Origin of the sequence: Prevotella sp. kh1p2, from assembly GCF_900111525.1 — a bacterium.
Lineage (GTDB): Bacteria > Bacteroidota > Bacteroidia > Bacteroidales > Bacteroidaceae > Prevotella.
Window position 1 is genome coordinate 92,735 of sequence record NZ_FOHY01000008.1, and the last position, 12,757, is coordinate 105,491.

7 protein-coding genes are annotated in these 12,757 nt (G+C 56.4%); 2 read left to right on the forward strand and 5 right to left on the reverse strand.

All coding sequences use genetic code 11. The features are described from left to right. Positions 1 to 209: 209 nt before the first annotated feature. Complete coding sequence (locus BMW31_RS06315; protein WP_091822749.1) at positions 210 to 1,454, forward strand: ABC transporter permease; 1,245 nt, start codon at positions 210 to 212, stop codon at positions 1,452 to 1,454. Between the two features lie 53 nt (positions 1,455 to 1,507). Continuing rightward, entirely contained in the window at positions 1,508 to 2,626 is a 1,119-nt protein-coding gene (locus BMW31_RS06320; RefSeq protein WP_091822754.1) for an efflux RND transporter periplasmic adaptor subunit, read from the forward strand. Between the two features lie 449 nt (positions 2,627 to 3,075). Here BMW31_RS06320 and BMW31_RS06325 read toward each other — a convergent pair whose 3' ends face one another. The 5 genes from BMW31_RS06325 to BMW31_RS06345 all read right to left on the reverse strand — a co-directional run bounded on the left by BMW31_RS06325 (position 3,076) and on the right by BMW31_RS06345 (position 12,752). Next, positions 3,076 to 5,100, reverse strand: a complete 2,025-nt coding sequence (locus BMW31_RS06325) for an alpha-amylase family glycosyl hydrolase (RefSeq protein WP_091822758.1) — start codon at positions 5,098 to 5,100, stop codon at positions 3,076 to 3,078. 206 nt (positions 5,101 to 5,306) lie between these two features. Next, positions 5,307 to 6,716, reverse strand: coding sequence for an Outer membrane protein SusF domain-containing protein (locus BMW31_RS06330; RefSeq protein WP_091822761.1), 1,410 nt, complete (start codon positions 6,714 to 6,716; stop codon positions 5,307 to 5,309). Positions 6,717 to 6,736: 20 nt separating this feature from the next. Further along, on the reverse strand, positions 6,737 to 7,897 hold the full coding sequence (locus tag BMW31_RS06335; protein WP_091822764.1) for a SusF/SusE family carbohydrate-binding protein: 1,161 nt from the start codon (positions 7,895 to 7,897) through the stop codon (positions 6,737 to 6,739). A 68-nt stretch (positions 7,898 to 7,965) separates the two neighbouring features. After that, positions 7,966 to 9,615 carry a RagB/SusD family nutrient uptake outer membrane protein gene (locus BMW31_RS06340; RefSeq protein ID WP_091822767.1) on the reverse strand — a complete coding sequence of 550 codons (1,650 nt, stop codon included), beginning with the start codon at positions 9,613 to 9,615 and terminating at the stop codon, positions 7,966 to 7,968. A 17-nt stretch (positions 9,616 to 9,632) separates the two neighbouring features. After that, entirely contained in the window at positions 9,633 to 12,752 is a 3,120-nt protein-coding gene (locus tag BMW31_RS06345) for a SusC/RagA family TonB-linked outer membrane protein (RefSeq protein WP_091822769.1), read from the reverse strand. Between the last annotated feature and the right edge of the window lie 5 nt (positions 12,753 to 12,757).

Below are 12,757 nucleotides of genomic sequence, written 5' to 3' on the forward strand. Positions count from 1 at the left end.
CGCCCTCCCCGAAGGGGAGGGAGTTAAGTAGCAAACAAAACATTAACACCCATCACCCATCACCTAACACCCAAAGTTCCATCCATTTAACACCCATCACCTATCACCCAACACCCACCCACCAACCCCATTAACACCCATCACCCATCACCTAACACCCAAAGTTCCATCCATTTAACACCCATCACCCACCACCCATCACCCATCAAATGAAAATCGACATAGATACCTACAAGGAGATACTCGACACGCTGACGCGCAACAAGAGCAGGTCGTTCTTAACCGGGTTCGGCGTGTTCTGGGGCGTTTTCATGCTCGTGGCACTCATCGGAGGAGGCAAGGGACTGAAGGAAAAGCTGTCCAACAACTTCGAAGGATTTGCCACTAACTCGGCTATGGTGTTTGCACAAACAACCACGAAGCCCTACGCCGGCTACCGCAAAGGCCGCCAGTGGGACATGGTGTACAAGGATGTGGACCGCCTGAAAGCACAGGTTCCCGAGCTTGATGTGGTCTCCCCGATGCTCAGCAAGTGGGGAGGCAACGTCGTGTTCGGCGACAAGAAGAGCTCCTGCAGCGTCAAGGGACTGCTGCCGGACTATGCCCGCGTGGAGACGCCGCAGCTCTTCTACGGCCGCTACCTGAACCAGATGGACATGCAACAGCGCCGGAAAGTGTGCGTGCTGGGCAAGAAGGTGTACAAGACTCTGTTCCCCGGAGGCGGCGACCCGTGCGGAGAGCTGGTGCGCATCGACTCCATCTACTACCACGTAGTGGGCGTTGACTACAGCAGCGGCAACATGTCAATCAACGGAAATGCCGAAGAGAGCGTCGTCATTCCCATCACCCTGATGCAGCAGGCGTACAACATGGGCGACCAGGTGCACCTCATCTGCGCCACCGCCAAGCCCGGCGTAACCATGAGCCAGATAAGTCAGCACATGCGTGAGGTGGTGGCCCGCGCCCATGCCGTTGACCCCACGGACGAGAAAGCCATAACCATCTTCAACACGGAGGTGATGTTCGGCATGGTCGACAGCCTCTTCTCGGGCGTCAACTTCCTCATTTGGCTGGTGGGAATAGGCACGTTGCTGGCCGGTGCCATCGGTGTTTCAAACATCATGATGGTAACGGTACGCGAGCGTACGACCGAAATCGGCATCCGCCGTGCTATCGGTGCCACGCCCCGGATGATACTTTCGCAGATTATCACGGAGAGCATCATCCTTACCGCCGTGGCCGGTATGAGCGGCATTCTCTTTGCTGTCTTCATCCTGCAGATGATACAGGTGGGCAACACTACGGACGGAATAGTGAGCGCCCACTTCCAAGTGGGCTTCTGGACGGCCGCGGGCGCGGTGGTACTATTGAGTGTGCTGGGCGTATTGGCAGGCCTTGCGCCTGCCGCCCGCGCCATGAGCATCAAGCCCGTTGACGCCATGCGCGACGAGTAAAGCTGAAAACAAAGCATCAAAAAGTAAAACGATAATAACTCTGGTAAGATTTTATGAAAGGTAAATTGAAGTTTGTTGTGGCAGCCCTTGTACTGCTTGTGTTCATCGGAACCTTTGTGTTTCTCTGGTTCCAGTCGCGCCCGCAGGCCGTGGCTTACGACGAGTTCGTTCCCAAGTACGAAGACCTGAAACGCACGTCGGTGGTGACGGGCAAGATTGAACCGCGCAACGAGGTGAACGTGAAGCCGCAGATTTCGGGCATCATCACCGAGATTATGAAGGAAGCCGGGCAGATGGTGCAGGCCGGCGAGATAATAGCACGCGTGAAGGTGATACCCGACATGGGGCAGCTTAGCTCCGCCCAGGCCCGCCTGAGGCTTGCCGGCGTGAACGTGAGGCAGGCCAGGATAGACTATGAGCGCCAGAAGACGCTCTACGACAAGGGGCTGATAAGCGGCAACGAGTACGACAAGGTGCGCCAGGCCTACCAGCAGGCACGGGAAGAGGTGCGTGCATCGCAGGACAATCTGGAGGTTGTACGCGACGGCGTTTCGCGCAACAACGCCAACACGAGCTCAACTCTGATACGCTCCACCATTACCGGACTCATCCTTGACGTGCCGGTCAAGGTGGGCAACACGGTCATTCTGTCCAACACTTTTAACGACGGAACCACCATAGCCACCGTAGCAAACATGGGCGACCTCATCTTCCGCGGCAATATAGACGAGACCGAAGTGGGCCAACTGGTGCTCGGCATGCCCATGAAGATTACCATCGGCGCCATGACCGACACCCACCTACAGGCCAGCCTGGAGTACATCTCGCCCAAGGCCGTGGAGAGCAACGGCGCCAACCAGTTCGAAATAAAGGCTGCCATCAAGGGAGTGAGCGGCAGCCGCATACGTAGTGGCTACAGTGCCAATGCCGAGATAGTGCTGGCTCATGCCGACCACGTGCTCACGGTGCCCGAGAGTGCCATCGAGTTCAGCGGCAGCAACACCTTTGTATATATCGTGAAAGGTGCCGGAGAGGATAAAACCTACGAGCGCCGCAAGGTGGTCACGGGCCTGAGCGACGGCATCAACATTGAAATAAAGAAAGGACTGACGCCGAAAGACAAGGTGCGCGGCCCCAAGATAGTTAAGGATACGGGCGACGACAAGCAGTAACCGCCAAGGCGCAGGCAAACGAAAAAGGCAGCGGAGAGCGTTTCTCCGTTGCCTTTTTTGTTGGTTTTCTGGCTGATAGTGCTTTTGGTTCGGGTGATATCACTTCAACACCTACCACCCAACACCCATCACCCCAAGTTCTATCCATATATCACCCATCACCCAACACCTACCACCCCAAGTTCTATCCATATATCACCCATCATCCAACACCCATCACCCCAAGTTCTATCCATATATCACCCATCATCCAACACCCAACACCCCAAGTTCTATCCATATATCACCCATCACCCAACACCCATCACCCAGAAACTTTCGACACTTGTCGCACGATTGTTCGACACTTGTCTCACGTTCGTGCGACACCTGTCAAAACTTCCTGCCCGGCCCCTTCGGCCCCTTTATCGGGGGATTGTGCTTCCCAGAGAGGTACGTTGCGGGCGCCGTCAGCGCACGATGTACTTCTTTCCGCCCACAATGTACACGCCCTTATGGAGGCCCCTCACGGCTTCTGTTACCGTAGAGGCGGAGCGGACGAAGCGGCCGTCGAGGGTGTAGACGTCGGCCCGGGCGGGCGCTGCATCGGTGCGGATGTCACTGATGCCGGTAACAACATCCGTCACGTCTTTTACCTTGTAGTTGGCTCCTTCCTGCTCGGAGCTGATTTCAAAGTAGCTGTCCTGCTTCACGTTCTCCACGTTCACGGTCTGCGGTGCACCCGTGCCGATGCTGAACACGAAGTTGACAAAGTCGGTGGAGGAGTTGATGTTGAAGCTCTTTACAAACCAGCTCTTGCCTGCCTGGGTCTCTTTGGCGGTTATCTTGTCGCCCGGCCAGCTTGCATTTTTGGGGCTGTGAGAGCCGTCGCCGCCCCAAGTCCAGTAGTTGATGCCGCCCGATGCTGCCGCCCAGGCAGTGCCCGCGCTCTCTGCATTCACGTAAACCTTGATGGTATAGGGCTTGAAGTCGTTCACGGTATAGGTGCGGGTGATGACGCCCTTCACCGTTCCGGCAACGAGCAGGCCCACCTTCAGCACCGTTGTGCCTACGGGTATGGTTATCTGCTGGCCGTTGGTAGCCTTGGTGCTGGCAGCCGTAGGCTCCGTTCCGTCGAGTGTGTAAACCAGCTGGGTGGTGCCGGCTGATATGGCCTTGAGCGTTACCTGCTGCTCGCCGTCGTAGGTGCCGCCGGGCAGGTCGGCCCAAGCAGTCTCGGCAGAGCTCTTGCGGACGAAGTATCTCCAGTGGTAGCCCGATGCTATCTCGGCCCAGGCAGCCGTGGGTTGGTAGCTTCCGGCCTGGGTGCCGATGATGGCCAGCAGGTCTCCCTTGGTGCCTGTGGTCACGATACCCTGATATCCCGTGCCATTCGTGTAGTTGGTGTCGGTGTTACTCTCATTGGTAATGCCCACCAGCCGGCGCACGTCAATCATCTGCTTGATGTCTTGCTTGCAGTCCGCCCAGTGCTTCAGGAAGATGCAGGGCGTGCCCGGCATGGCCAGAATGTAGGCGTTTGCGGCCAGCGTATCTTTGAGTATGGGGTCCTGGGCGGCGTTGCTGCGGCGCTCGGTGTCGTGGTTCTCCACGAAGGTTACGGCGTAGCGGCGGTACGTACTGTTCTTTGCCAGCCCGCTGCCGGTGTTCAGGTTGCTCCATCTACCGTTGTTCACGGCGTCGCGCACGGTGTAACGGAGGGGGAAGTCGAAGGCAGCGCTGGTGATGGCTCCGTTAACCTTGGTGCCCTCAATCCAGCTTTGCACGTTGCCGGCGTTGCCGTCCCAGTACTCGCCTACGGAGTAGGTGGGCTTTGAGTCGGTGTTGTAAATGCCCGTAAACTTGGCAGCGTAGCCCTTGACCATGTCGTAACGGAAGCCTGCATAGCCCAAGTCGCCCAGCAGCATCTTGAGGTAGGCCTTTACGTTGGCCTGTACGTTCAGGCTGTTGTGGTCGAGGTCGCGCATGCCGTCCCATCCTTCGCCCGTATCGGGGTTGCTTCCAACGGTGTAGCCTTGGCTGGCCGCCTCGTCGTTGGATACGATGTCGGTGGACAGCAGGTGGTAGGTGTTGCCGTTGTAGGTCTCGGAGGGGAAGTCTGTCCAGCCCGATAGGGCCTTGCGGTGGTTGATAACCACGTCGGCAATGGTGCCTATGCCGTGGCTCTTGAAAGTGCTGATGAGTTTCTGCAACTCGGCCTTGGTGCCGAAGGAGCTGTCGTAATTCTCGAACCAATACAAGTCGTCGTAGCCCATAGAGAGCCCACCGCAGTTTCCGCTCTGCGGAATCCAGACGAGCGAGAAGTACTGGCCAAGTTCTTCGGCCTGTGCCTCAAGGTTCGTCCATTTGCTTGCGTCGAAGGAATCCCAGTAGAACCCCTGCAGCATTACGCCGTTATAGGCGGCCGGCCAGCCCTGTGCAAAGAGGCTCAGGGGGAGCAGCAGCAATGATGTGAGTAAAGAGTATATTTTCTTCATTTGGTGATATGTTTGATTGGCGGTTGCTAATTTACAACTTATTTTCTGTCAGCACGATACTTGATTTATGTCAATTAGGCTTTATTAATGTGCAAACGATTGCGCTCATGGCCGCAAAATACAAAAGGCGACACCCGTTTTCGGATGCCGCCTTTGCGATATGTAGCTTGATGAAGCTCTGAGTTCGGTGTGCTGTAAGCCGCCGCCTACGGCACTGGTTTCAGCTCGGCGTAAGGTGCGCGGGCTGCAGTGTTCTCCAAGTGGAGCACGATGTCGTACTTTCCTGCGCTGACCGGGATGTTGTCGTTGCTGCCCTGTACGAGCTTGGCGAGCGAACCTCCGAGGTTTACATTGCTCCAGCTCTGGTCCGAGCGGAACTTGATGCTGCCATCGGTCAGTGTAACGCCCTTGGCTGTCCAGGTGCGGCTGGCCGTATCGTAGGTCATAACGGTGCCGCTGTTCCAGCCGCCCGGCTGGCCGTCACCTATGATGTCGATGCTTGTAAACGGCGTGAACTTGTAGGTGAGGTTGGCCACATCTACCTCTACATTGTAGAAACCGTCGGCCGTGAGCTTGATGTCGCTCGAGCTGCCACTGTTGATGAGTACGCCTTCCTGCGGGTTACCACCATCCTGTCCGAGGTTCCATTCTCCGTTCCAGTCACTGAGGTTGGAGCGGAATTTGACGCCCGACTGCAGGTAGAGGGCTGCATAATACTTGCCGTCGAAGTTGGGTCCGTAGAGTGAGAGACCGTCACCCCAGCCGGTGTTGTTACCCGTTTCGTAGATGAACTCGGCAAAGTTGAGCCCTTCATAGCTCCAGGTCTGCTCCAGCATGTTAAAGGTAACGCGGTACTTCACGGCACCCGGCACGGCTGTAATCTTGAAGTTCTTGCCAACATTGTTGTAGTTGAACTTGCCTTCGTCGCCTGCAGCCAGGCAACTGTTCCAGTCGTCCGTGCCAATCTTTGACTCCGGCGTGAGCTTGAACTCGATGTCGCTGCCGCCGGCAGGTGCATCGAACACAGCCACAAAGATGGGGTCGGCATAAACATCGCCGCCGCCGTTGGCGAACTTGATGGTCTTGTTGCCGTTGTCCCAGCCCGTGAGGGAGCCGGTGAGGTAGTAGGCCTGCTCGATGACGGGCGCCTTTGGCGTTACGTTAACCTGCAGGGTGCCGGCGTCGATGAGGGCAGCCTGGCCGTTCCTGACGGCACTCACGTAAACGTGGGCATTGAGTACGCGGTTGGTGGGGCGCACTCCGTAGGCTGCGGCAATGAGTTCCTGCAACTCGGCAGCATTGGTAAGACCGGCCAGCGTGGTGTTGAGCGTGGTCGTGGTGGCGTTGTCAACGCCCTCGGGGGTCAGCTCTATGCGTGCATTTGCCAGCTCATAGCCCTCCGGCAGGGCGGCAGTGCTCAGCGTGAATGTCTTTACACTGTCGGCATCCTGATTGAGGTCAATGGCATCGGCAGCCGTAGCCGTGAAGCCGGGCAGCGTAACGGCGTCTTCCGGTGCGTAGCTCTGCGGGTCGGCCCAGTCGGTATAATCGTCACTGCAGGAGCCCATGAAGAGCCCTGCCAGTGCGAGTGATAGATACAATGATATCTTTTTCATATCTCTGTTGTTTTAATTGTTTACTTGATTTCGCCTGTTTCCTTCTGGAAGTTGAGGTACAGTTTCTGCCCTGCATCGCCGGCCACGCGGCTCTGGTCGCCACCGGTACCACGGTAAACTATCTTCTTGTCGAATACCATGAACTCGCTCTGCCACCAGTCGAAGCCAAGGTCAACGTAAGCACGAATGCCGCTGTCGTCGCCTGTAGGTATTGTCTGGGCAAATGCCGGAGAAACAAACTCGCCGTCGGCAGTTGTAGGTACGGTGAAGAGAGCAGCCTTCTCGCCCTTCTCCCAATTGCCTCCTACGGTAGCCTTACCCATGAGGTACACGTTGGGTTGCTCGAAGCGGACGTCGTAGAGCAGGTCGCGTCCCTTTACGGTGCAGGTAACCACCATGAGGTACCAGCCCGGTTTGTTGGATGCAATGTTGCCGCCGCCGTCGATGATCTGGTCGGCCAGCTCGCCGCTCTTCGTGATGCCGGCAAAGCCAACCTCGTTACCGTCCCAGGCCTTGGCTGCATTGAACTTGATGCCTTGGCTGCCAATCCAGACAAGATGCCAGTAAACACCGGGGTGACTGTGTACGGGCGCCATCTCTACGGCATTGTCCCACTTGAAGTTGTCGAACTGTTCGCCGGTAATGTAGAGGTGCTCGGGAGCCGTTACAGGCGGCAGCGAGAAGAGCAGGTGCACCTGTTTCAGGGTCACGGTGTTCGAGAGTATCTCCGTGTTGGCTACGGGATCGCCGTTTGCTGTCAGCAAGTTGGCCTTTACGCGGATGTAGACGGGAATGTCCATCGGGAAGTCCTTGGTTTCTTCCTTACCCTGCTGCACTTCGAGGTCGGTCAGAGTGCTGGCCAGTTCGTCGGCCGGTACAGCCATCTTGGCAGTGGTAAAGGTGGTGCCGAGGTCGGCAGCATCGGACATGTCCTGCTTGGTTGCCACCTGCACAGTGTACTGCGTGGTGGCAGGGAAGCCGTAGTCGGGCTGCGAGCAGGTTAGCTCCACGGTCGTGGAGTTGGCCAAATCGTAAACGCCGTTGGCTGCCAGAGCTGGCGTGTTGAGCACGAACCGGGTTGGCGTTTGCAGCGTTGGGTTCGAGTCGTTGTCGTCGGAGCAGGCGGAAAAGAGGCACACGCCGCAAGCGAGCAACAGGGTTGACTTCAGTATCTTTTTCATTTTCTATTCTTCTTTAGTTTATCTTTGATGGGCCGGAGAACCTTTCAGCCCTCCGGCCGAGCTTGCTTTTAGTAGCCTGTGTTCTGAAGGAGGTTCCTATTCATGAGCAGGTCGGTAGTAGGAATGGCAAAGATGTTGCGGTTGGCAGAGAAGTTCTTGCCTTCTGCTACGCCACCTTTCCAGGGCCAGTTGTAGTTGTTGTCGCCGCCGAAGCAGTTGAACCGGATGAGATCCGTACGTCTGCGGCCTTCGAAGTAGAACTCACGGCTCCACTCGTCCATGATGTCGCGCAGCGTGTAGCTGCCTGTGCGGGTAGTGGTGTGGGCACGTGCACGTATCTGGTTGATGTAGGCTGTACCCTCTGCCGTGGTGTTGCCACCGTTCTGTCGGGCCGTAGCTTCGGCGTAAGTGAGGTAAGCCTCGGCTGCCCGGAACAGGAAGAAGTCGATGTCGGGGAACTTAGTGTCCTTGGGGTTTGCACCCGATGCGCAGAAGTTAGCATACTTGGCAACGGCAAAACCCTTAACGAATTTGCCCAAATCATCGGCGGTTTCCTGCGATACGGTACGCTTCTCGTCGTCCTTTTCGCCACCTTTGCCGTCGAAGATGGCGCGGTCGTCGCCGGCTTCCTCGGGCATGTAACGGGCTTCAACGTGCGGAGCGTTGTTGTTGGGGAAGAACTTGTCGACGAGACTCTTGCGTGAGCGGATGCCTGCCCAGTTGGCGTTCATGGTGAGGTTAGCACTCTTGGTGCCCTGCGGGTCAACCACTACGTTGGCGTCATAGCATCCACCGGTGAAGTAGTTGGTACCGCCGTAGGCAGCAGTTGCCTTGCCGTCGAACTTAATAGGGAACACAGCTTCGACCGAAGCACCGTTCTCTCCGTTGTCTGCCAGGAAGAGTTGCTGGTATGCGGTCCATCCGTTCTTCTTCTCGCCGGTGTAGAGCTTGTAGGGCGAGTCGATTACTTTCTTGGCGTAGTCGGCTGCTTTCTGCCACTGGGCAGTACCCGTATAGACCTCTGCATTGAGGTAGAGACGGGAGAGGAGCACCCATGCGGCGGCCTTGTCGGGGCGTCCGTAGCCTTCGTCGGCAGACGTTTTGGCTTTGGCGTCGGCCAGGTCGGGCTCAATGGTGAGCAGTTCCTGCTCCAGCCAGTCGTACATCTGCTTGCGGGTATAGCGCGGAGCATTCTCGGCCGAAACGGTTTCCGTGAAGCCCACGTTGCCGAAGCAATCCATCAGATAGTAGTATTCCAATGCACGGAGAAAGCGTATCTCGGCATCCATCTGCTTGTTCTGCCCGCCGAAGTCGGCCAGGAAGTTGTTGCAGTAGGTATAGCCTGTGGTGAGTCGATAGTAGAAGCCGCGCAGCATGGGGTGGCTGGCACCGTAGGTATTGAAGTTGAACTGCGGGATGCCTTCGTCGTTGGTCCAGTTACAGATGGCCTCGTCGGTGGTGAGTTCGTTGGCGTTGAAGAGCTGACGAACGAAGGCCGAGGTGCCGCCATCGAGCCCGTCAATGTCCGTGTCGCCGTCAGGGCCGCTGTTGCCGGCCATAGCCAGGTTGGCAAAGCACTTGTTGTAAGCCTGCTCAATGGCCGGAGTCGTAATCAGGTTGGGGTCTATAGGCTCCACATCCAGGTCGCCTACGCAGGAGCTAAGCCCCATGGCAAGCAGTGCGACAGCAGGAACAAAGTTCTTGATATATTTGTTCATAATTATAAGTCTTATGGTTAGAAGTTCAAATTTAATCCGAGAATGAACGAGATTGGGCGTGGATAGATGTTGTTATCAATGCCGAATTTGGTTCCGTAAGCATCTGTTGTAATAATCTCAGGGTCAATTCCGTCGTAGTTGGTGATGGTGAACACGTTGGATGCCGTTGCGTAAACACGTCCGTTGAGGCCGCCCCAGCCACCGGTGCGGAAGAGCTGTGCGAAGCTGTAACCCAAGGTAATGTTGTCACACTTGAGGAAAGAAGCGTTCTGAACCCAGCGGTCGGAGAGGTTTACTGTTTCCTGGCCGAGCTGCCAGTTGTAGGGTAATGAAGCCAGCGGGCGGTTTGCCAGATATTTTGACGGAGCCCAGATGGCGGTTGGACCAATAGGAGCGAGGTTGGCCATGGCGTCGCTGAACACGTAGTTACCCAAGCTGGCACGCAGCGAGAAGCCGAAGTCCCAGTTCTTGTATTCCAGCCTCGAGGAGAGTCCCATTGTGACCGGAGCCATCGGACTCTTGTAGAAATACTTGTCGGCCTCGGTAATGTTGCCGTCTGCATTGCGGTCTACGACCACGCCCTCCAGTGGTTTGCCGCTCTTGTCGTAAACCTGCTGGTAAACGTAGAACGAGTTGGCAGGATGCCCAACGGCGTGAGCCTGGCAGTTGCCGCCTGTACCTACGCTGATGCCACCTGTGGGAATGTAGTAGTCGGCGTTGCTTCCGCCGGTCAGGTCGGTAATTTTGTTGCGGTTGTAAGTGAAGTTGTAGTCCAGCTTCCAGTACCAGTCCTTGGTATTCTTCTGGTCAAGAACAGTCCAGCTAAGGGTTGCCTCCACACCTGTATTTGTGAGTGAGCCGATGTTTGAGGTTACTTGATTGCGGAAGTTAGAGCCTGCTGCCACGTAAACTGTGTTGAGTAGGTCGGTCGTTTTGCGGAAGTACCAGTCCAAGCTACCCGTGAGTCGCTGGTCAAAAATTCCCCAGTCGAGGCCTACATTATAAGTAGTAGTGGTCTCCCAGGTCAGCTTCTTGTTCACTGCTTTTGGCCGGGCAAGCGTTCCGTCGCCATAAAGCGGATAGTAGTTGTTGGGACTTGAGCTGAGCTCATATATGGAGAAGTAGTTGTAATCGCCAATGCCTTCCTGCTGGCCGGTCATACCCCAGCCCAAACGGAGCTTGAGATCGGAGAGCCAGTTGATGTCGCGGAACTTGTTCTCGTCCTTGATGCGCCATGCAAAGGCAACGGAGGGGAAGATGGCCCAGTGGTCTTCAAAGCGCGAGGAACCGTCGTCACGCACGGTTGCAGTGAGGTAGTAGCGGTTCATCATGTTCCAGTTGGCACGTCCGAAGAACGATACCAGATAGTTTTCCGTAGCGTAGTGGTACGGGTCCTTTACGCCGTCACCGTCGTAGTCCTTTCCGTTATCGGTGTTGACCTCGCCCGGATGGTCTGTGTTAGTAGAGGGGTAGTAGGTCAGCGTGCGGTAGTGCTGGTCTCTCCAGAAGTGCTGGTACTCGTATCCTGCCATGATATCGAAGTGGTTCTGGTACTTGTCCTTGAAGTCATGGTAGTACTGCGCGTAGGCGTTGAAGGTCTGGTTGCGCTTCAAAATCTTGTCGTAGCCGATGGAACCGAAGTAAGGTGCCAGCGGTGATGTGGGCTGTACGTTGGTGTCCTGCTCGCCCTTGGCGATGTCGAGACCGGCCGTTGCGTGCAGTCGCAGGTCCTCGAAGCCGTGTATCTTGTAGTCAACCTCCACGTTGCCTATGAAGTCGCGGCTCAGCGCATGGTCGTCCTTCAGGTTCAGAACGGCTACGGGGTTCTTGGTAGCCAGCGTGTTGAAGGTGCTGGGCCAGGTGGGGTCGGCAGCTCCCATGCTCTCACCTCTCCAGGCAAAGTAGCCGCCAAAGTTCTTGGCATCACTCGAGGTGGTGTCGTAAATGCTCTGGCTGGGGTCCATGGCAACGGCTGCACCTATGGCTGCACCGTCGGCATAGTGGTTCTTGGCGAGCATTCCCTTGAGGTTGATGTTCACCGTCAGGTGGTTGTCAAGGAACGAGGGGCTCAGGTTCACCGACCCTGTATAGCGCTCAAAGCTCGATGTCTTGACGATACCCTGTTCGTTGGTGTAGCCCAGAGACACGCGGTAAGGCAGCACGTTGCCGGTTTTGCCCACGGCTCCCGATACGGTTATGTTGTGGTCATGGCTCCAAGCCTGGCGATAGATCTCGTCCTGCCAGTCGGTGTTGGCGGTTCCCAAGGCCAGTGCCTGGGTGCTGCCTTCGCCGAAGAGGTCGGTAACGAACTTGCGATACTGGTCGCCGTCCATTACGTCAATGGTCTTTTTCTTCATGCTCATGGATACACTTCCGGCGTAAGAAACGGACATGGGCTGGTTGGCACGTCCCTTCTTGGTAGTGATGATGATGACACCATTGGAGCCGCGCGAACCGTAGATGGCTGTGGCTGAGGCGTCCTTGAGTACGTTAAAGGACTCGATGTCCTGCGGGTTAACCATCGAGAGGGGGTTCGCGAGACCCTTTACGCCGTTGTTGTCCATAGCAACACCGTCGATGACGATGAGCGGGTCGTTGCTGGCATTGAGCGACGAGCCGCCACGAATGCGGATGGTAGCGCCGCCGCCCGGCGTACCGCCGCCGCTGGTTACGCTTACACCGGCTATCTTACCCTGCATCATGTCCTGTGCGTTGACAACAAGACCCTTGTTCTTGCTGTCGGGCTGAATTTGCGTTACCGAACCCGTGAGGTCTGATTTCTTAACTGCGCCGTAGCCGATGACCACCACCTCGTTGAGAGACTGCGCGGCATCGTCCTTGAGTTCGATAACCATGTTGGGGCTGGCTGTGCCCTTGTATTCCTGGTAACCGATGTAGGAGACGGTAATGGTAGCGCCTTGTGCGGCCTTAAGGGTGAAGTTGCCGTCGATATCAGATACCGTACCGCCCTGTTGACCCTCAACACGGACAGTGGCACCAATGATAGGCTCGCCGGCAGCATCCTTAACCTGGCCGTTGACAGTTATCTGCTGTGCAAAGGCGCCTACAGAAAGAATGAGCGCGCATACGAGCGCAAGCATCCTTAGAGGCATTGTGAATTTTACCTGCTTCATCATTTTTT